The following is a 19567-nucleotide window of genomic DNA, read 5'->3' on the forward strand; positions in this document are numbered from 1 at the left end:
TTACCTGTTGGACCACTGCCAGCAGGTCACGACAGAGTGGACGGCGACTGGAACACCGGTTCCCCGGAGCCGTCCTCCCTGTGCCAACCCCTCTGGAGTCGCGTTGTACACCGCACACACCGACCGCTACGCGGACATGCCCTACCGGCGCACCGGCCGCAGCGGACTCAAGCTTCCCGCGCTGTCCCTCGGCCTGTGGCACAACTTCGGCCCGGCGGACCGCTCGGTCGAGCACCAGCGGGCCATCCTGCGCCGGGCCTTCGACCTCGGTGTCACCCACTTCGACCTGGCCAACAACTACGGACCGCCGCCCGGCGCCGCCGAGTGGGCGTTCGGCGAGGCGCTGAAGGCGGACTTCGCGCCGTACCGGGACGAGCTGATCATCTCCACCAAGGCCGGCTATCTGATGTGGCCCGGCCCGTACGGCGAGTGGGGCTCGCGCAAGTACATGCTGTCGTCGCTCGACCAGAGCCTGAAGCGGATGGGCCTGGACTACGTCGACATCTTCTACTCGCACCGCCCCGACCCCGACACTCCGCTGGAGGAGACGATGGGCGCCCTGCACTCGGCGGTGCAGCAGGGCAAGGCGCTGTACGTCGGCGTCTCCAACTACTCGGCGGAGCAGACCCGAGAGGCCGCCCGCATCCTGGGCGAGCTGGGCACACCGCTGCTCATCCACCAGCCGGCCTACTCGATGCTCAACCGCCGCCCCGAGGAGGAGGGGCTCCTCGACGCCCTCGACGAGCTCCAGGTCGGGTCGATCGTCTTCTCCCCGCTGGCGCAGGGCCAGCTGACCTCCCGCTACCTCGACGGCATTCCGCAGGACTCGCGGGCCGCGAGCGGCAGCCCGTTCCTGAACGCCGACGCGATCACCGACGAGCTGCTGGGCAAGCTCCGCGCACTCGACGAGATCGCCAAGTCCCGCAGCCAGACCCTGGCCCAGCTGGCCCTGGCCTGGGTTCTGCGCGGCGGCCGGGTGACGTCCGCGCTGGTCGGTGCGAGCAGCGCGCAGCAGATCGAGGACAGCGTCGCGGCCACCCGCAATCTGGACTTCGACGCCGACGAGCTGGCCCGCATCGAGGCGATCCTCAAGCCGTAAGGCTGATCCTCAAGCCGAAAGGCGTTCGCTGACCTCCCAGAGGCGGGCCGCCGCCTCTGGGTCCACGGCGTAGGACAGCACACCGGGTGTCTCCGCTCCGGCGCGCCACTCGGCCTCGTCGGCCTCGGTCACCAGGGGGCTGACGTCGCAGTTCTCGCAGTAGACCCCGCCCAGTCCGGTCAGTTGCGGGCTGGTGGCGCACCAGACGCTGGTGGCGGCTCCCTGCTCAACCGTCTTCAGCTGGCGGGAGGGGTCCCGTACCGGGCGCCCGTGCTCGTCGAGGACGCCGGCCGCCCGGACCACCTCCGCGGAGACGTGCTTGGCGAGGCCGGTCTCGATGATCGTGCCCGGGTGCACGGCGAAGGCCCGCACGCCCTGGTCCCGCCCGCGCCGGTCCAGTTCCACGGCGAAGAGCGCGTTGGCCGTCTTGGACTGGCCGTAGGCGGCGAACGGCTCGGAGGGCCGGTGCTCGAAGTGCAGGTCGTCGAAGTCGACGTTGCCGAAGCGGATGCCTCGTGAGGACACGGCCACGACCCGCGCCCCGTCGGCCGCGACCAGCGCGGGCCACAGCCGGGCGACCAGCTGGAAGTGGCCCAGGTGGTTGGCGGCGAACTGTGCCTCGTATCCGCGCGCGTCCCGGGTCAGCGGGGTCGCCATGATCCCGGCGCTGTTGACCAGGATGTGCAGCGGACGCCCGGAGGCCAGGAACTTCTCCGCGAACGCGTCGATCGACGCCGGGTCCAGCAGGTCGAGGTACTCGACCTCGGCCCCCGGCACGTCCTGCACCGCGGCCCGTGCCCGCTCCAGGTCCCGCGCCGGTACGACGACCTCGGCGCCGGCGGAGCGCAGCACCCGGGCCGTCTCCACCCCGATGCCGGAGTAGCCGCCGGTGACGATGGCCACCTTGCTGGTCAGGTCGACCCCTTTGATCACCTCCTCGGCGGTGGACGCGGCGCCGAAGCCGGAGGGCAGGGGGTGCTGTGCTGGCTGCGCGCCCTGGCCGACGAACGGCTCGCCCCGGTGCTGCGACTGATGCACGGCGATCCGGGCTACCCCTGGCGGCTGGAGGACCTCGCCCGGGCGGCCGCGATGTCCCGGACCACCTTCGCCGTACGGTTCAAGAAGGCGGCCGGGGTGCCGCCGCTGACGTATCTGCTGAACTGGCGCATGAGCCTGGCCGCCCGCGCCCTCAGGCAGGACACGGCGTCGGTCGCGGCACTCGCCCGTTCCGTGGGCTACACCTCCGAAAGTGCCTTCAGCAACGCCTTCAAGCGGGCCGTGGGCGTCGCGCCCCGGCGTTACCGGGAGGGGGGCGGCTAGGAGCTGATCCGCTCCTCAAGGTGCACGGTCACGGTGTCGCCCTCCGCCTTGCCGATGACCTTGCGAATGTCGGCCTTCACGGGCAGCTTGTGCGTGCCGTCGCCCATGGCCATGAACGAACTGCGGAAGGGCTGCCCGTCGATCGTGCCGCGGACCTTGACGAGCCCGCGGGTGCCGAAGAACTCGACGCTCCTCGGCCAGACGAGATAGGTCCAGCCGCCCTCACTCGGACTCTTGCGCAGGACGGCCGTGAACTCCTCGTCCAGCCTGGCGGTAGTGGTCATGGTGGTTCCTCCGCTCGTGGTGGTCACGTACTGAAGAGACCACCACGAGCGCTCGAACTCATCGCGGAGCTCACGCCCCGGCCGGCACCCGGTCCAAGAACCCGAGGACGGACAGGATCCGTCCCTCGATGTCCAGGGTGATCACATCGGACCCGGCGACCGGCGCCGCCCCGTCGACCTCGCTCACCAGCTCCCAGGAGAAGCGCGCCGTGTCGTGGTGGCCGTCCACGGAGCCGGTCTGCCGGAAGACGAAGCCGGGGAACCGTGCGCGCGCCGCCGCGACGACGGCCACGATCCCCTCGTGGCCCCGGACGTCCGCGAGCGGGTCGGTGTAGCCGCCCTGCGGGGACCAGGCGACGGCGACCGCCCGGGCCAGTGCGTCGGGCTCGCGGGTGTTCCAGGCCTCGAAGTAGCGGGCGACGGCGATCTCGTAGCGGTCGGTGGTCACGGGTACGGACGCGGACATGGGCGATCAGCCTCCAACGAGGTCGTCACTGGTGGGAAGCCGGATCCCGCTCGCGGTGACCCGGTACGGCAACGATGCCCGCGCCCGCCGGAAAGCTCGATTACTCCCGAGGTAATGCCCGGTCATGCAGCGGGGTTGACGTGTGCCCGCCGTGTTTCGGCCAACACCGGCTGTGAATATGCCAGGAGACTGGCCGGAAAGTCATGGTGACAGTGTTTCAGTAGTGAACATACTCAACTACGAGGGTGCCTCACTTGGGGCGACGGCCCCCTTACGCACCGCTCACGAGCCGCACGGAAAGCGAGGTCCGCCGAGAGGCGAACACGGCAACACGGGGGAGGTCACGTGCACGACGAGTTCCTGTGCCATGTCACCGCATACGGCGTCTGCGGCGGCCGGCGCATCGGGGTACCCCTGGGAACCTACCGGGCACCCACCCTGGCCCTCGCGCTGTGGTGGTTACGTGACCGCGCCTCGTGGATCGCCCAGCGATTAGACCCGCGACCGGACGCCGAGCACTTCCCTCCGAATGCGCTCGTCCCGGTCGCGGACAATGTGCCCGACGTGCCGGCCGTGCTGCGCGCATGGTGCGGCGATGACGATCAACAAGAGCTGGTCGCCGACGAGTTGGCGGCCGGACGACTGGTACGGATCGCCGTGAGCGACGAGACCACCGAATACGAACTGCTCGCCGAGTCGATCGACGCCCTGCGGATGCAGCGGACCGCCCCGACGCTGGTCGTGCCCGTCGCCTGAACCTCCCCCGCTGCCGAAGGAACTCGCCCTCAGCACAGGCGGACGCAGCGCGCGCAGGCAGCGCATACCTGGGCAGATCGATAGAATCCTCGCATGGCGGAGCGGCCGGTCGCACCGACTGCGCCCGTACTGGTCCTGGAGACCGAGTCGGGCTCCACCGTGATGACCCCCGGCCGTGACTACCGCGTCGGACGCGACCCGCTCAGCGACGTCGTCATCGATGACGCCCGCGTCTCCTGGCACCACGCGGTACTGCGGCCCGGCGCCGACCACTGGACCCTCGCGGACGAGAACAGCACGAACGGCACCTACACCGAAGGTCACCGCATCCGCGAGTGGGACGTGGGGCCCGGTACCGTCATCCGCTTCGGCAACCCGTCCGACGGCCCCCGCGCGGTGCTGCTGGACCGCCCGGGCCCGCCCGCCGCGCCGGAACACCCCTCGGCGATCGCCGTGCCCGGCCTCACCGGCACCTTCCGCCGGCCCACCTCCGTGCGGCCCCTGCCCACCCGCACCGTCCGCATCGGCCGCGCCGCCGACAACGACCTGGTCATCGACGACCTGGTCGTCTCCCGCCACCACGCCGAACTGCACGCCCTGGCCGACGGGACGTACGAGATCGCCGACCTGGGCAGCCACAACCGCACCTACCTCAACGGCAGTCCGGTCACCACCGCCCCGATCGGCCCCGGCGACATCGTCGGCATCGGACACTCCGCGTTCTGCCTGGTCGGGGACCAGCTGCAGGAGTACGTCGACACCGGCGAGGTCTCCCTGGAGGTGCAGGACCTCGCGGTCGCCGTCGACCACGGCCGCAAGACCCTCCTCGACCATGTCTCCTTCCCGGTGGGGGAGAAGTGCCTGCTCGCCGTCGTCGGCCCCAGCGGCGCCGGGAAATCCACACTTCTCAACGCCCTCACCGGCCAGCGCCCCGCCGACCACGGCACCGTGCTCTACGACGGCCGCGACCTCTACCGCGACTACGCCGAGCTGCGCCAGCGCATCGGCCTGGTCCCGCAGGACGACATCCTGCACGCACAACTCACCGTCCGCAGCGCCCTGTCCTACGCCGCCGAGCTGCGCTTCCCCCAGGACACCGCCAAGGCCGAGCGCCGGGCCCGGGTCGACGAGGTGATCCACGAGCTGGGTCTGGAGCAGCGCGCAGGGCAGCCCGTGCACAGCCTCTCCGGCGGGCAGCGCAAACGCGTCAGCGTCGCCCTTGAACTGCTGACCAAGCCGTCGCTGCTGTTCCTCGACGAGCCGACCTCCGGGCTCGACCCCGGAATGGACCGCTCGGTGATGAACATGCTGCGCGGCCTGGCCGACGACGGCCGCACCGTCATCGTCGTCACCCACAGCGTGCTCAGCCTCGACATCTGCGACCGGCTCCTCGTCCTTGCCCCCGGCGGACGCATCGCCTACTACGGCCCGCCCGAGGAGGCTCTGCTCTTCTTCGGGTTCGAGCACTGGCCGGAGGCCTTCGAGGCGTTCGAGCGCGACCAGGAGCGGGACTGGGCGGGCGACTACCGCAGCTCGCTCTTCCACCGGCAGTACATTGCCGACGCGACCGGCCAGCCCCGGCAGCCCCGCACCGGCCCGGTCGTGATCGCCCGCCCGCCTCGGCCGCGCAGCCGCGGTGCCCAGCTCGGCACGCTGATCCGCCGCTACGCCACCGCGCTCGCCGCCGACCGCACCTTCCTCGCGATCATGATCGCCCTGCCGTTCGTGATGGGCGCGATGGCCCGCGCCCTGGCCGGCAGCAGGCTGACCCAGGAGACGGCGATGAACGCGCTGCTCATCCTGTGCGTCGGCGGCGTTCTGACGGGCGCCGCGAACGCCGTGCGCGAGCTCGTCAAGGAGCGCGTCATCTACCGGCGGGAGCGCGCCGTCGGCCTGTCCAGATCGGCGTACCTGATGTCCAAGGTGGTGGTCCTGGGGACGATCACCGTGCTCCAGGCGGTCGTCCTGACTCTGGTGGCCCTGCTCGGCGTGGACCTCAACGCCCCCGGCGGCGAGGGCGTGTTGATGCCGCCGCTCGTCGAGATCACCGTCGCCGTCGCCCTGCTGGCCTTCACCGCGATGATGCTCGGCCTGGTCGTCTCCGCCCTGGTGCGCAAGGAAGAGGTGACGATGCCGCTGCTGGTGCTGCTCGCCATCGTCCAGGTCGTCTTCTGCGGAGCCCTGCTCAAGCTCCACGGCGTACCCGGCCTGGAGCAGCTCTCCTGGGTCGTGCCCTCACGGTGGGCGCTCGGCGCGATGGCCGGCACCTTGGAGCTGTCCCGGCTGGTCCCCGGCGACCTGACCGGGGACCCGCTGTTCAAGCACTCGGCCGGCGTGTGGCTGCTCAACGTGGCCATGCTCGTCGTGCTCTCCGCGGTCTTCGGCTACGTCGTCTCCCGGCTGCTGCGCCGCCGCGAACCCGTCGTCATGCGGAAGTAGGCGAGCGCCCATGACGTCCCCCGGCTTCCGGCCCACCCACGTCGTCCCCCAGCACGGCATGCCCGCCTGGGAGGCACCTGACCCAGCCCGGCCCACCGTCCCCCTGGACGCGCTCCTGCCGGTCCAGCTCCTCGAACGGCAGGGCGACTGGGGGCACATCCTGTGCGCCAACGGCTGGTCGGCCTGGGTCGACGGCCGCCACCTGGTCGCCGTCCCGCAGGACCCGCCCACCGCCGACGCCGGACCTCTCACCACTGCCGTGGACCCGCGCCCGCTGCTCGCCCGAGTCGAGCAGGTGCTGGCCGGGTACCGGTCCGCGGTCGAGGACCTCGCGGCCGGCGGCCTGGACGGCGAGTCCTTCGGCGTCCGCACGTCGGGGCTGCGCATGGGGGTGGTCGTCGACGGGGAGTCCCTGTGGCTCTATGACGCCGAGCACGGCCGCTGGGTGTACGCGGACGGCACCCGCCTGAGCACGTACGCCACCGACGACGGCCCCCGCGTCGCCACGGACCCCGGCCATGCCCCGACCCAGGTCGTGACCCCCGATGGTCCGTGACACGAGCCTCTTCTCCGGCCGCCCCTCCGAACTGATCGGCCGGGAGATCGCGGGCTACCGCATCGAGCGCGAGATCGGCCGCGGCGGCATGGCGGTGGTCTACCGCGCCCTCGACCTCCGCCTCGACCGCACCGTCGCCCTCAAGCTCCTCGCCCCCGAACTCTCCCGCAACGACACCTTCCGGCGCCGCTTCACCCACGAGTCCCGGGCCGCCGCCGCGATCGACCATCCGCACATCGTGCCGGTCTTCGAGGCGGGCGAGACGGACGGCGTCCTGTACATCGCCATGCGCTACGTCTCAGGCAGCGACCTGCGCCATCTCCTCGACCGCCAGGGTCCCTTGACGCCCCCGACGGCTCTGCGCATCGCCGCCCAGGTCGCCTCCGCCCTCGACGCGGCGCACGATCACGGCCTGGTCCACCGGGACGTGAAACCGGGCAACATCCTCGTCGCGCGCGGCACCGACAGCGATCACCCCGAGCACGTGTACCTCACCGACTTCGGCCTGACGAAGAAGTCGCTGTCCCTGACCGGCTTCACGACCGTCGGCCAGTTCGTCGGCACCCTCGACTACGTGGCCCCGGAGCAGATCTCGGGCAAACCGGTCGACGCCCGCTGCGACGTCTACGGTTTCGCCTGCGTGGTCTACGAGTGCCTGGCCGGCCACCCGCCCCTGCGCCGGGACAACGACATGGCCCTGCTGTGGGCCCACCAGTACGACCAGCCACCGCCCCTGACCGAGGCGCGCCCGGACCTCGCCCCGGCCGTCGACGCCGTGTTCGCCAAGGCGCTGGCCAAGAGCCCCGACGACCGGCAGGACTCCTGTCTCGCCTTCGTCGCCGACCTGCGCGCCGCGGTCGCGGGCGGTGCGGAACAGGGGCACACGCCGACGGAGGTGGACCTGAGGGTCGTGGAGCGGGCGCAGAAGTCCCCGAAGGACGAGCCGAGACCACCGCCCCGCTGGGCCGAGCCGGTCTTCCGGCGGTGACCGGCACCGGTGTGGTCACCGGTGTGGCCGATCATCCCTCCACGCGCGGCGGCACCTCGCCCCGGTGCCGCATCCGCTTCGCCAGCAGCCCACCGAGGAACCCGGTGACCAGCCCCCACAGCAGTGCCAGGCCGATGGCGCCCCACACCTCGGGCCGCAGGAACAACTCGCCGCCGAGATCCCCGCCGAGGTCACCGATGCCCAGCACCGACAGGCCGTAGTGTGCGGACGTCCGGCCGACGAGGCAGATCATCAGCACCGTCAGCGCCAGCGCGACCGCCATGTGCACGGCATGCTGCCAGGCGCGTATCCGGGCCGGCGAACGCCTCGCCATCACAAACGCGGCAGCCAGCAGCAGGACCGCGTCGACGACGACCAGCCACCACACCCGGCCGTCGTGCTCGGCGAGCGTGCCCAGATTCAGCTCTGCCGCCTGACGGCCGCGCAGCACCTCGTCGAGCACATGGGGCATGGGCAGCCCGAACGGCCCGTCCACCCGGCCGTTCCAGGTCGCGCCGAGCCCGATCGTCAGGGCGAGCCACACCACGTTCGGCAGACCGAGCAGGAGCACCGCGAACGTCTCGGCCGCGTGTCCGCGCGTCGCCGCCACGACCAGGCCGATGACGACACCCAGCACGACGTACGCGAGCAGCAGCGCCACCATGGCGTACGCGGCCGGCCGCACCGACTCCTGGAAGCGCAGCAGCCGGCCGGGCAGCGGAGCCCCGCGCGAGACCAGCAGGGCAAGTACCAGCACGCCCGCCAGCCACAGCAGGCCGAAGAACAAGGTCGCCGGGATGTGGGTGGTGAAGCCGACCTCGGGCGAGATGCCGAACAGGTCGCCGAGGTCGCCGAGTGCGTCCTCCCCGAGGTCGCGCAGGGAGAGGGAGAACGTCTGGCTGGCGGCCAGGGCCAGCGCCAGGAGCGCGACGAGCCACAGCGCGGCGATCCTTGCGGCCCAGCCGGCCAGCTCCCAAGCTCCGGCGACCGCACGGTGCCGCAGCGGACGCAGGAAACCGGCGGCCAGGACGAGCGCACCGGCGAGCGTGACGGACAGCGGGATCACAGTCAGCCCGGCGTCGGACTCGGCCAGCCCTCCGGCGTTCCCCGAGAGCTCGATCGTGCCGCCGACCGCCGTGACGACGGTCGCCGCGACGACGCGGGGGAAGGCGTTGTCCGGGAGGTCTGCGGCCCCGGCCGCCCACAGCCCGAGCGTGGCGACCACCCCCATCGCCACCAGCCCGGCCAGGACCGCGACCAAGGCCTGCACCCAGCCATGGGCGGCCGGGGCCGTTCGGGAAGGGGTCGGCGAGCTCACCCTGCCCACGCTAAGCAGCGCCTCGGCGCCCCGCCCGCCAGGAGGTCCGTCCGCGTCGGCTTGCGGGCGGCGCGGCACCGGAGCACAGAATGGGATCGCCGTAGAGAAGCGACAAGAGCGACAAAAGCGATAAAGGTGTGCGGCGAGTGCGCGGCGAAAGCACCACCTGCCACGCTGGGAAGAAGGCTTCGTGAGCGTCGAACCTCCGTCGTCCGGCCGCCCCACAGGACCGCCCTCGGGCCCCCTGTCGGGTCCTTCCCAGCCGCCCTCCGGCCCGCCCTCGCAGCCCCCGCCGACCGGCGGCACCGGAGCACCCGGCCCCGAACCGCGCCGCCCTTGGTGGCGGTCCGCGCCCCGCATCGCGGCGATCGCCGTCGTGGTCGTGGCCGCCGTGATTCTCGCCGTCGTCCTCTCCCGCGGTGACGGCGGCGACGGCGGCACCGGGACGAGCGCCGACGGGGAGGTCTTCCTCCAGGCAGCCGGCAAGACCGGACCCGACCCGTTCACCGAGTCCACGGCCACGGACAGCTCCGCCCCGCCCGCCACCCCCACCCAGGCCACCGAGTCGGCGCCGTCGAACGCGGTACGCGGAGTGGACGGCGGCGCGCCCGGCCTGTACGGCGGCACCCGCAGCACCGCCGCGTGCGACGTAGAGAAGCAGATCCAGTACCTCCGGGCGGCCCCGGACAAGAACAGGGCGTTCGCGTCGGTCGCGCGCGTCGACGCCGACGATGTCCCCGCATATCTGCGCGCGCTCACGCCCGTCCAGCTGCGCTTGGACACCCGTGTCACCAACCACGGCTACCGCGACGGCGCCGCCACCCGGTACCAAGCCGTGCTCCAGAGCGGCACGGCGGTGCTGGTCGACGACCGCGGGGTGCCCCGGGTGCGCTGCGCCTGCGGCAACCCGCTGACCCCGCCGGTCGCCCAGCAGGGCACGCTCAAACGGACGGGAGACTCCTGGCCGTCCTACCGCTCCTCGAACGTCGTCGTGGTCGTGCCCTCCACGACGGTCATCAACGTGTTCGTCATCTTCGACGACGAGCGCGACGAGTGGGTCGCCCGCGAGCGCGGCGACGACGGCGACAAGGACAAGAAGACCGACCGACCGGCGAAGCCCTCCCCGTCGGTGAGCGTGTCGACGCCGACGTCGCCGACTTCCCCGTCCAGCCCGCCGACATCGACCCCGGAATCGTCCACTCCGGAGAGCTCGCCCCCCGAACCCCCGACGACCGAGCCCGAGTCGCCCGAGCCCCCGGCCCCGCCGCCGGACGAGGACACGACCGCGACGTCCGGGTCGGCGCCCGCGGAGGGCACGTCGCAGTCGCCACCGCTGTGACGTACGGCGCGACCTGCACGGGGACTGCGCGGCCCCTCTCTGGGTAACAGGACTGGTGCAGCAGCGTCCGGCCGGGCCGGCTTCCGAGAGAGAAACGCATGATCGAGCACGTGGACGGGGCAGTGATTCCGACTGGTTTCGACGTGCCCGTGGAACCGCTTCGGCGGGCGGCGCACTACAGCGGTGAACCGGGATGCATCGCCGAGGCGCGGTCCTTCGCGGCGCTGTTCCTCGGGCGGCTCAGGACCGAGTGGTGCGCCACGATCGGGCAGCCGGACGAGGACAAGGTGCTGTTGGTGGTCAGCGAACTCGTCACCAACGCCGACCGGCACAGCAACGGCCCGTACATCCTGGATCTGGAGGGCACCGACGACGCGGTGACGGTCTGCGTGTACGACAGCAGCGCCGCCCTGCCTCGCCGCTATCCCAAGGACCCGCAGCGGGTGGGCCGGCACGGACTGGAGATCGTCCATGCGCTGGCCGCCGAAGTCGCCGTGGAACGGGTGCCGGTCGGCAAGCTGGTGCGGGCGGTGCTGCGACTGGCCGACGAGTGACCGGCGATCGGGAGTTCCGTGCCGGTTCGTAGCCGCGATTTCCCCCAGGGCAGAACGCCGGTCCCTTCCCCTGCCGTCGCACGCTCATAGGCTGGGAGAGTGAGCAAACCAGCGCCGAACGAAGCCCGCGTCATTCCCCTGCGCCCGCCGGCCGCGCGCCCGGGAACGACCCGCCCCGCGTCCGAACGCCCTGCCACCCCGGCATCCGCGCCCGCCGCCACACCGCCCGCCCCGGCACCCAAGGAACCCCTGTGGCGCGACCTGGTCGGCGACGTGCTGCGCCGCGAGCGCCTCGCCCAGGAACGCACCTTGAAGGACGTGGCCGACGCGGCCCGGATCTCCATGCCGTACCTCTCGGAGGTGGAGCGCGGCCGCAAGGAGGCTTCCTCGGAGGTCCTCGCGGCCGCCGCCCACGCCCTCGGACTCGGCCTCGGCGACCTGTTGTCGCAGGCGCAGGGCGAGCTCCTCCGGCTCACCGCCCGCCGTGCCCCCACCGGCAGCCGCACCAGGGCCGGTTCACGGTACGACGGGATGTGCCTCGCGGCGTGAGGTCGCGCCGGCGCCTCAGACCCGCAAGAGGCGCCGAGTCACCACCTCGTCGGCGAGGCCGTACGCCACGGCCTCCTCGGCGGTGAACACCTTGTCGCGGTCCATGTCCGCCCGCAGGGTCGCGATGTCGTGGTGGGTGTGCCGCGCCAGCACCTCCTCGACCTGCGAGCGGATCCGGACCATCTCCTTGGCCTGGAGGGCGAGGTCGGACACCGTGCCCCGGCTGCCGCCGGTGGCGGGCTGCCCGAGCAGCACGCGCGCGTGCTCCAGCACGAACCGCCGCCCCGGATCCCCTCCGGCCAGCAGGACGGCCGCAGTGGAAGCCGCCTGGCCGACGCAGAAGGTCGAGATCGGCGCCTGCACGTAGGTCATCGTGTCGTAGATCGCCATCAGCGAAGTGAACGAGCCGCCGGGGGAGTTGAGGTAGATCGCGATCTCGTTCTCCGGAGCCGACGACTCCAGATGCAGGAGTTGCGCGATGACGACGTTGGCGACGCCGTCGTCGATCTCCGTACCGAGGAAGATGATCCGCTCCGACAGCAGCCGGCTGAACACGTCGGAGGACCGCTCGCCGTGCGCGGTCCGCTCGACGACGTACGGAATCGTGTAGTTGCCCATGTCACAGCCCCATCCGTCGCTTGGAGGCGGCCGGGCGGACGTCCGCGAGGGACTCCACGACCTGGTCCACCATGCCGTACTCCCTGGCCTCCTCGGCCGTGAACCAGCGGTCGCGGTCGCCGTCCCGGGAGATGGTCTCCGGGCTCTGGCCGGTGTGCTCGGCGGTGATCCGCTCGATGGTCCCCTTCGTGAACTCCAGGTTCTCCGCCTGGATCTCGATGTCCGCGGTGGTACCGCCGATGCCCGCCGACGGCTGGTGCATCATGATCCGCGCGTTCGGCAGCGCGTACCGCTTGCCCGCGCTGCCGACGCTCAGCAGGAACTGGCCCATGCTGGCCGCAAAGCCCATGGCGAGCGTCGCGACGTCGTTCGGGATCAGCCGCATCGTGTCGTAGATGGCCAGGCCCGCGTGCACGGAGCCGCCCGGGCTGTTGATGTACAGGCTGATGTCGGTGCGCGGGTCCTCCGCGGACAGGATCAGCAGTTGGGCGCAGACCCGGTTCGCGGAGACCTCGTCGACCTGGGTGCCCAGCAGGACGATGCGCTGGCCGAGGAGCTGGGCGGCCAACTGGTCGTCGAAGCGGGTGGGCGCGGTGTCGCCCTCCTCGGCCCGCGGCGCGAGCGTGGTGAGTGGAGTCATCGGTTCTCCTCGTGGTGGCGGGAATGCCTTCGACTCCACTCTTGACCTCGGACGACGCCGGAATGCGGTTTCTCTGCCCGCGGCAGATTCGCTACCGGCAGAGCGGGCGGCCCAGGCCTCTGCCGCGTCAGCCGTCGCCCTTCTCGCGCAGCTGCCGGAAGAACGCCCGTACGTCCCCCACCAGCAGCTCCGGCTCCTCCATCGCCGCGAAGTGCCCGCCCCGGTCGAACTCCGTCCAGCGCACGATGTTCTCCGTCCGCTCCGCCTTGTGCCGCAGGGGGATCTGCGGGTCGCCGAAGAAGGACGCCACCGCGGTCGGGGCGGTCGAGGGCTCGTGCTGTGCGGCCACCCGGTCACCCTGGGCATGGGCGCGCTCGTAGTACACCCGGGCCGACGATCCCGCCGTGCCCGTCAGCCAGTACAGCATCACGTTGGTGAGCATCTGGTCCCGGTCGACGGCCTCCTCGGGCAGCTGCTCGGAGTCGGTCCACTCCTGGAACTTCTCGACGATCCAGGCGAGTTGGCCGACCGGCGAGTCCGTGAGCGCGTACGACAGGGTCTGCGGCCGGGTGGACTGCACGTGGAAGTAGCCCGTCGATCCGCGGAGCCACTGGGCCCACCGCCGCCAGGAGGTGAGCGTCCGCTCCCGCTCCTCGGGGCTCAGCGCCGCCAGCTCCTCGGCAGTCGGCTCGGTGGACGCCTGCGCGCCGGGCAGGAGATTGAGGTGGATGCCGATGACCCGGTCGGCGTGGACGCGGCCCAGCTCGCGGGAGATTCCCGCGCCCCAGTCGCCGCCCTGGGCGCCGAACCGCTCGTAGCCGAGGCGTGTCATCAGCTCGACCCACGCGTCGGCGATGCGACGCGCCTCCCAGCCGGTCTCGTGCGTCGGGCCGGAGAACCCGAATCCGGGAATGCTCGGCAGGACCACGTGGAAGGCGTCGGCGGGATCACCCCCGTGCGCCGCCGGGTCCGTCAACGGACCGATGATGTTCAGGAATTCCACGATCGAACCCGGCCAGCCGTGCGTGACGATCAGCGGGGTTGCGTCGGGCTCGGGCGAGCGGATGTGTGCGAAGTGCACATGCGCGCCGTCGATCTCGGTCGTGAACTGCGGCCACTCGTTCAGCCGCGCCTCCGCCGCCCGCCAGTCGTACTCGTGCCGCCAGTGCCGCACCAGCTCGCGCAGGTACTCCGACGGCACGCCGTAGGCCCATCCGACCCCGGGCAGCTCGTCGGGCCACCGGGTGCGGTCCAGGCGGTCGTGCAGGTCGTCCAGGTCGCTCTGCGGAATGTCGATACGGAAGGGGTGGATGCCGTGGGCGGCGGACGAAGGCGTCATGACGGCGATGCTAGTTCCGAACGGTGTAACGGCCATGTGGATTATCCGGCCGCGCGACCGATGAGTTCCGGGGCGAGGATCGGTCGGTACAGGTGACAGCGTTCCGCACGCCCAGGAGGTACCCATGGCAACCGACGGATTCACCACGTGTCTCTGGTACGACGGCCAGGCCGAGGAGGCCGCCAACTTCTACGTCTCCGTGTTCAAGAACTCCGGCATCGGCAAGGTCGCGCGCTACCCCGAGGGCGCGATGCAGCCGGCCGGCTCCGTCATGACCGTCGAGTTCACGGCCAACGGTCACAAGTTCCTCGCGCTCAACGGCGGCCCCCAGTTCAAGTTCACCGAGGCGACCTCCTTCATGATCTTCTGCGAGAACCAGCAGGAGATCGACTACTACTGGGAGAAGCTCATCGAGGGCGGCGGCGAGCCCGGCCCCTGCGGCTGGCTCAAGGACAGGTTCGGGCTGTCCTGGCAGGTCGTCCCGGACAGCCTCGATGCCATGGTCACCGACCCGGACCCGGCGAAGGCGGCCCGCGTGACCAAGGCCTTCATGGAGATGGGCAAGTTCGACATCGCCGCTCTGGAGAAGGCCTACGTCGGATAGTGAACCGGCCCCGCCGTCAGCCGACGGTGGCGGTGCCGATCGCTCGGGTGATCTCCCGGGCGATCCGCAGGATCCCGGGCGAGCGGACCGGGCACGGCCTCGGCTTCGAGGTCGTCGGTGCCAGACAGAAATGCAGGTAGTCGTCGTCGCGGTGCAGGGCGGTCCGGTCGCGGTCCGGCTGGGTGCAGTACTCGGCGTGCTCGCGCTCGTACGCCGTGCACGGCAGGTACTGGACCCAGGAGTGACGGGCCCCGGCCGCGCTCAGCGCCTTGCCCGCGTCGGCGAGCAGGCCGCCCGAGGCACCGGCCCGCAACTCGTAGAGGGCGTTGACGCGCCGGACCCGGTCGGGGGTAATCGGGTCCGGGCCCTGCAGCACCCAGACGATCCGTGCCTCACCGGCCGCGGCGATCTGGTCGGTGAGCCGCTTCAGGTCGGCCTCGTACCGCTTGAAGTACTTCCCGGGCGAGGCGTCATGGGTGATCCCGTCCATGCACGGCGTGTAGCCCCACGCGTTCCCCCAGAACTGCAGCACCACGAAGTCCGGCCGCAGCTTGCGCACCAGGGCGGCCGCCTTGTCCGCGACCGGCACGAGGGACCGTTCGCCGGTGCCCTCCAGGTAGTCGCACAGGGTCGTTCCCGAATAGGGGGCGCTCGTGAACGTCGCCCCCAGCTCGCGGCGCAGTTCCTGCCCGAGCACGTCCTGCGCCTCCATGGCGAGGGAGTCGCCCAGGTACAGCACGGCGGGCGCCTTCGCAGGGGCCTTCTTGTCGGTGTCGGCGCCGGTGCCGGTGCTCGGCGAGGCCGGCTTCCGCTGTTGCGTGGTCACCGACGCCTGCGGTGCGTGCGGAGGCGGCGCCTCCGGCCCGGACGCCGGATCCCCGCACGCGCCGAGCAGCACGGCGGCCAGCAGTAGCCCCACGATCCACGGCCTGCGCATACGGCAACTCCCGCCCCGGGCAGCGAAAACGGTTCCCCAGGCAAGCACAGCCGGGCCCAAGGCGGAAGACTCGCGTCGGCCATGGCCCACCCATGGCCGACGCGAGCCCGACGGTCGGTCAGACGCGGTCCGCCGCGATCAGCAGGTACTGGAAACTGCCGTTGCGGTACGCGGTCAGGAACGTGTCCTCGATGCCCGTCACCAGGTGCTCGGCCTCACGGCGCAGTTCCCAGTAGGGCATGGTCGCCTCGGTGAGATCCTCCACATGCACCGGGACGAGCCGGTTGCGGGCCATGGCGCGGAAGTACTCCGAGCGTGGGTGGATGTCGCAGATGTAGTGGGCGTTGATCAGGGACACCTCTCGCGAGGCTCGCCCGTAGGTGTCGTTGTAGCAGCCGGTGATGGTCACGTAGCGGCCGCCGCGGCGCAGCAGCCGGGCGTGTTCGGCGAACAGCAGGTCGAGCTCGACGTACATGGTCGACTCGTTGTTCCAGGAGGCCGCGTACGCCCCGGTCTGCAGCCCGGTGTCGAGCATGTTGCGGTGGTGGTAGCGCACCCGGCCGTCGATGCCCCGCTTGCGGGCCTGGGCGTTCGCGAACTCCGCCTGTTTCTGCGAGATGGTGACGCCGTCGGCGTGACAGCCGTACCGCAGATGCGCCGTGACGCTGCCGCCGCCGCGCCCGCAACCGGCGTCGAAGACCCGATCGTTGGGGGAGAGGGGGCCGAGCCGGTCGGCGAGCAGTTCGGCCTGGGCGTGCTCCAGCCGGTGCAGTTCGGTGGTGATGCGCTCCCGCCGCAGGTCCGGGTCGCGTTCGTCGAGCACGGAGCGGTCGGCGGCTCCGATGCCGTAGTGATGGTGGTAGAGGTCGTCGAGCTTTCCGAGTTCGAGGTTGACCGGGTTCTCCTCGGCGTTCCAGTAGTCCGCGACGCGGGTCTGGTACGTGGACTGGGTCGGCACCGATGCTGCCTTGGTGCCGGCGTCGGGGGCGATGGTCAACGGTGACTCCTTGTGCCGGTACTTGTGACGCTCTGTCATTCGATCGCGCTTTACCAGTAGTTGGGCAGGTGGTAGCGGTGGGTGTTGGTGGAGTGCCACTCGTGGTTGCCGGCAACCCAGTCGGACAGGCCCCGGGCGTACCGCTCGACGAGCGGCGAGGTGACGGACAGCAGGGCCGACTCCTCCTCGAACGCCTCCATGATCCGGTTGTGGATCTCGACGGCCTTGAGGTAGGCGGCCTTCAGCCCGCAGTGCTCGTTCGCGGCGATGACCTGCGGCAGGTTCAGATGGTCGGGATCGCTCGCCAGCTCCTTGGTGAAGGAGTACAGGTCGTTGACGATCGTGGTGGCGTTGCAGGCGAGCGCCGTGATCCGCTGGATCTCGGGGCGGGCGTAGACCGCCTCGGGCAGTTCGTAGCCGTCCACGGCGTCCACGATTGACAGACAGGGGCGGAAGTTGTTGAACTGCCGCATCACCAGGTACTCCCAGACCTGCGGGACATACCGGGTCTCCGCCCAGGCGGCCTCGGCGAGATAGCCCAGGTGCAGCCGGGCGATGTCGTGGACGAAGCGGTCGGTCTGGCTCGGCGTGGCGAAGGCGGCGTAGTCCTGGAGGGCGAAGTGGTACGAGCGCAGTGGACCGTCGGCCCGCACGCCGTGCCGCCACTGTTCCTCCAGCTCGGGAATGCCGTGGTACGGGTCGAGCGCCGACTGGGCCATGATCAGCCTGCCCCCGAGGCCCCTGCGCGCTCCGCCCCGGCCCTCGTCCTCCTCGCAGTAGCAGGAATCGACGACGTTCTCGGCGAGCAGCAACTCGCCCGCGGCAGTCAGACGTTCCAGATCGAGCGCCTGAGGATGCTGGAGCACCACGGCCCGCCCGAACTGGAACCCCGAGAAGTCTCCCTTCCACGCCTCGGGGAACAGATCGAGATGCCGGGCCCACTCCTCCAGCCTGCGGTCGACCTCCGCGGCCGTCACGGGGTCGGCGGGGGCCACCTGCCGGTACCGGAGCCCGGGAATCGCCCCGGTGCGCCGCTGGGTGCCGAACGAGCTCGCGATGTTCGGCGGTCCCGGCAGTGCGAAGCCGGAGACGGGGGAGGACGTGCTCATCGGGTGCTCCACGCGGTCACTCGGCCGTCCGGCCGATCTGGGCGTTCTCCAGGATCCCGACCGCGTCGGGGACGAGGATCGCCATCGAGTAGTAGGCGGTGACCAGGTAGCGCATGATCGAGTTGGCGTCGATGCCCATGAACCGCACGTTCAGGCCCGGCTGGTACTCCTCCGGAATGCCCGTCTGATACAGCCCGACGGCGCCCTGGTCGCCCTCCCCGGTGCGCAGCGCGATGATGCTGCTGGTGTGCTGCGGGCTGATCGGGATCTTGTTGCACGGGAAGATCGGCACACCCCGCCAGGCGGGGATCTCGTGCCCGTCGACGTTCGCCGTGCCCGGCACCAGACCACGCCGGTTGCACTGCCGGAAGAAGGCCGAGATCGCCTTCGGATGGGCGATGAACAACTTGGTCTTGCGGCGCATCGACAGCAGTTCGTCCATGTCGTCGGGGGTCGGCGGCCCCGTGAAGGTGCTGACGCGCTGCCCGTGGTCGGCGTTGGCCAGCAGCCCGAACTCCCGGTTGTTGACCAGCTCCCACTCCTGCCGTTCGCGGATCTCCTCGATAGTGAGGCGGAGTTGCTGTTCGGTCTGGTTCATCGGGTCGTTGAAGAGGTCGGCCACCCGGGTGTGCACGCGCAGCACGGTCTGGGTGAGGGACAACTCGTACTCGCGCGGCGAGAGTTCGTAGTCGACGTAGCCGCCGTCGATCGTCGGCTCGCCGGTGTGGCCGGCCTGCACCGGAACGTGGGCCTCGCCCTTGCGGTTCATGGGCAGCTTCTGGCGTTCGCCGTACGCCTCCAGGTGCGCCGCGAGGGACGGCACCCGGTCGACGATCTCCGCGACCACGGACCAGGGGAGCGCCAGCAGTACGCCCGCCGTCTCCGCGCGCACCGAGCTCCGCCACAGCGGCTCGGACTGGCCGATGGCCTCGTCGCCGAGCTGGTCGCCGTCGGTGACGACCCCGAGGATCTCCTCCTCGCCGTACTTGCCCTCGGTGAAGCGGGTGAAGCGGCCGTGCACGACGAGAAAGGCCTCCGTGACCGACTGCCCGGCCGCGACGAGCACCTGGCCGGCCCGGACCTCGCGCACCCGGAAACGGCTCGCGATCTCCTTGAGGACATCGATGTCGGAGTAGCCGCGCAGGGTGGGCAGTTCGGTGAGCGTCTGCGGGATGACCTTGATGTCGTCGGCGCCGTTCTGCTCGAACTGCACCCGGCCACGGCCCACGCGCAGCTGGAGACGCCGGTTGACCCGGTAGGTACCGCCCTTGACGTCCACCCACGGCAGCATCTTCAGCAGCCATCGCGAGGAGATGGCCTGCATCTGCGGTTCGGACTTGGTGGTCGTGGTGAGTTGGCGCGCTGCATGGGTGCTGAGACTGGTGAGTTGTCCGTCGGCGGAGGGGCCGGAGTCGTCGGTGGCGGGTTCCGTGGCGCTGTCGGGTACGGACACGTATCTCCCTAGAGGGTGATCGGGCGTGAGCGAAGTGGTCGGTGACGACGGCAACCGCGGGCGCGTGATGAGGGCTGCCCAGTGGCACTGGTGAGCCGCACGCGCCGCAGGGACAAGCCAAACAGCGCAGGTGGTGGGGTCGGTACGGCGTGAAGGGGGCGGTTTGATCACCTGGGTGGTGCAAACTCTCCCTGGAAGCAGA

Annotated in this window: 20 protein-coding genes and 1 pseudogene; 10 read left to right on the forward strand and 11 right to left on the reverse strand. The window is 70.9% G+C overall.

What is annotated here, in order from left to right; genetic code table 11:
* The first annotated feature begins 103 nt into the window (after window positions 1-103).
* Complete coding sequence (gene mgrA / locus ACZ7L5_RS28990; protein ID WP_471520066.1) at window positions 104-1099, forward strand: L-glyceraldehyde 3-phosphate reductase; 996 nt, start codon at window positions 104-106, stop codon at window positions 1097-1099.
* Between the two features lie 9 nt (window positions 1100-1108).
* On the opposite strand, the gene ACZ7L5_RS28995 is transcribed toward mgrA, so the two are convergent.
* Window positions 1109-2137, reverse strand: a complete 1029-nt coding sequence (locus tag ACZ7L5_RS28995) for an oxidoreductase (protein WP_471520068.1) — start codon at window positions 2135-2137, stop codon at window positions 1109-1111.
* On the opposite strand from ACZ7L5_RS28995, the pseudogene ACZ7L5_RS29000 reads away from it, so the two are divergent.
* A pseudogene (locus tag ACZ7L5_RS29000) lies at window positions 2084-2419 on the forward strand (helix-turn-helix transcriptional regulator); the annotation flags it as partial. The gene ACZ7L5_RS28995 and the pseudogene ACZ7L5_RS29000 overlap by 54 nt on opposite strands.
* On the opposite strand, the gene ACZ7L5_RS29005 reads toward ACZ7L5_RS29000, so the two are convergent.
* Together ACZ7L5_RS29005 and ACZ7L5_RS29010 are read right to left on the reverse strand one after the other, a co-directional pair.
* Window positions 2416-2703, reverse strand: a complete 288-nt coding sequence (locus ACZ7L5_RS29005; RefSeq protein ID WP_471520070.1) for a DUF1905 domain-containing protein — start codon at window positions 2701-2703, stop codon at window positions 2416-2418. The pseudogene ACZ7L5_RS29000 and the gene ACZ7L5_RS29005 sit on opposite strands and share 4 nt — an antisense overlap.
* A 70-nt stretch (window positions 2704-2773) precedes the next feature.
* Window positions 2774-3169, reverse strand: coding sequence for a nuclear transport factor 2 family protein (locus ACZ7L5_RS29010; protein WP_471520072.1), 396 nt, complete (start codon window positions 3167-3169; stop codon window positions 2774-2776).
* A 345-nt stretch (window positions 3170-3514) separates the two neighbouring features.
* Between ACZ7L5_RS29010 and ACZ7L5_RS29015 the strand changes: the two genes are divergently transcribed.
* The 4 genes from ACZ7L5_RS29015 to ACZ7L5_RS29030 all read left to right on the forward strand — a co-directional run bounded on the left by ACZ7L5_RS29015 (window position 3515) and on the right by ACZ7L5_RS29030 (window position 7908).
* A complete protein-coding gene (locus ACZ7L5_RS29015) occupies window positions 3515-3925 on the forward strand; it encodes a hypothetical protein (protein WP_362389189.1) in 411 nt (136 codons plus the stop codon).
* Window positions 3926-4018: 93 nt separating this feature from the next.
* Window positions 4019-6364: an ABC transporter ATP-binding protein/permease gene (locus ACZ7L5_RS29020; protein ID WP_471520074.1), complete on the forward strand. Its 2346-nt coding sequence runs from the start codon at window positions 4019-4021 to the stop codon at window positions 6362-6364.
* A 10-nt stretch (window positions 6365-6374) separates the two neighbouring features.
* Window positions 6375-6920 carry an SH3 domain-containing protein gene (locus tag ACZ7L5_RS29025; RefSeq protein WP_471520076.1) on the forward strand — a complete coding sequence of 182 codons (546 nt, stop codon included), beginning with the start codon at window positions 6375-6377 and terminating at the stop codon, window positions 6918-6920.
* Window positions 6910-7908: a serine/threonine-protein kinase gene (locus tag ACZ7L5_RS29030; RefSeq protein WP_471520078.1), complete on the forward strand. Its 999-nt coding sequence runs from the start codon at window positions 6910-6912 to the stop codon at window positions 7906-7908. The genes ACZ7L5_RS29025 and ACZ7L5_RS29030 overlap by 11 nt, the downstream gene beginning before the upstream one ends.
* Window positions 7909-7939: 31 nt before the next feature.
* Here the strand turns inward: ACZ7L5_RS29030 and ACZ7L5_RS29035 are convergent, their stop codons facing one another.
* On the reverse strand, window positions 7940-9226 hold the full coding sequence (locus ACZ7L5_RS29035; RefSeq protein ID WP_471520080.1) for a streptophobe family protein: 1287 nt from the start codon (window positions 9224-9226) through the stop codon (window positions 7940-7942).
* 190 nt (window positions 9227-9416) lie between these two features.
* Between ACZ7L5_RS29035 and ACZ7L5_RS29040 the strand changes: the two genes are divergently transcribed.
* The 3 genes from ACZ7L5_RS29040 (at window position 9417) to ACZ7L5_RS29050 (ending at window position 11668) form a co-directional block, all read left to right on the forward strand.
* Window positions 9417-10565 (forward strand): DUF6777 domain-containing protein, encoded by a 1149-nt coding sequence (locus tag ACZ7L5_RS29040; protein ID WP_471520082.1) that lies wholly within the window; start codon window positions 9417-9419, stop codon window positions 10563-10565.
* Window positions 10566-10663: 98 nt separating this feature from the next.
* Window positions 10664-11119, forward strand: a complete 456-nt coding sequence (locus tag ACZ7L5_RS29045; protein WP_328883791.1) for an ATP-binding protein — start codon at window positions 10664-10666, stop codon at window positions 11117-11119.
* 99 nt (window positions 11120-11218) lie between these two features.
* Entirely contained in the window at window positions 11219-11668 is a 450-nt protein-coding gene (locus ACZ7L5_RS29050; RefSeq protein ID WP_471520084.1) for a helix-turn-helix domain-containing protein, read from the forward strand.
* A 15-nt stretch (window positions 11669-11683) separates the two neighbouring features.
* On the opposite strand, the gene ACZ7L5_RS29055 is transcribed toward ACZ7L5_RS29050, so the two are convergent.
* The 3 genes from ACZ7L5_RS29055 to ACZ7L5_RS29065 form a co-directional block, all read right to left on the reverse strand.
* Window positions 11684-12286, reverse strand: coding sequence for a ClpP family protease (locus tag ACZ7L5_RS29055; RefSeq protein ID WP_471520086.1), 603 nt, complete (start codon window positions 12284-12286; stop codon window positions 11684-11686).
* A 1-nt stretch (window position 12287) separates the two neighbouring features.
* The gene (locus tag ACZ7L5_RS29060; RefSeq protein ID WP_471520088.1) at window positions 12288-12926 is read right to left on the reverse strand and encodes an ATP-dependent Clp protease proteolytic subunit; all 639 of its coding nucleotides are present in this window, start codon (window positions 12924-12926) and stop codon (window positions 12288-12290) included.
* Between the two features lie 127 nt (window positions 12927-13053).
* Complete coding sequence (locus ACZ7L5_RS29065; RefSeq protein ID WP_471520090.1) at window positions 13054-14265, reverse strand: epoxide hydrolase family protein; 1212 nt, start codon at window positions 14263-14265, stop codon at window positions 13054-13056.
* Window positions 14266-14389: 124 nt separating this feature from the next.
* Between ACZ7L5_RS29065 and ACZ7L5_RS29070 the strand changes: the two genes are divergently transcribed.
* Window positions 14390-14869, forward strand: a complete 480-nt coding sequence (locus ACZ7L5_RS29070; protein ID WP_471520092.1) for a VOC family protein — start codon at window positions 14390-14392, stop codon at window positions 14867-14869.
* 16 nt (window positions 14870-14885) lie between these two features.
* Here ACZ7L5_RS29070 and ACZ7L5_RS29075 read toward each other — a convergent pair whose 3' ends face one another.
* The 4 genes from ACZ7L5_RS29075 to ACZ7L5_RS29090 all read right to left on the reverse strand — a co-directional run bounded on the left by ACZ7L5_RS29075 (window position 14886) and on the right by ACZ7L5_RS29090 (window position 19365).
* Window positions 14886-15806, reverse strand: a complete 921-nt coding sequence (locus tag ACZ7L5_RS29075) for an SGNH/GDSL hydrolase family protein (RefSeq protein ID WP_471520094.1) — start codon at window positions 15804-15806, stop codon at window positions 14886-14888.
* A gap of 118 nt (window positions 15807-15924) precedes the next feature.
* Window positions 15925-16803, reverse strand: a complete 879-nt coding sequence (locus ACZ7L5_RS29080; RefSeq protein WP_471520096.1) for a geranyl diphosphate 2-C-methyltransferase — start codon at window positions 16801-16803, stop codon at window positions 15925-15927.
* Between the two features lie 50 nt (window positions 16804-16853).
* Window positions 16854-17912 (reverse strand): family 2 encapsulin nanocompartment cargo protein terpene cyclase, encoded by a 1059-nt coding sequence (locus ACZ7L5_RS29085; protein WP_471520098.1) that lies wholly within the window; start codon window positions 17910-17912, stop codon window positions 16854-16856.
* 16 nt (window positions 17913-17928) lie between these two features.
* Window positions 17929-19365, reverse strand: coding sequence for a family 2B encapsulin nanocompartment shell protein (locus tag ACZ7L5_RS29090; RefSeq protein WP_328883800.1), 1437 nt, complete (start codon window positions 19363-19365; stop codon window positions 17929-17931).
* Window positions 19366-19567: the final 202 nt, after the last annotated feature.

It is taken from the genome of Streptomyces sp. NPDC107528, assembly GCF_055639295.1.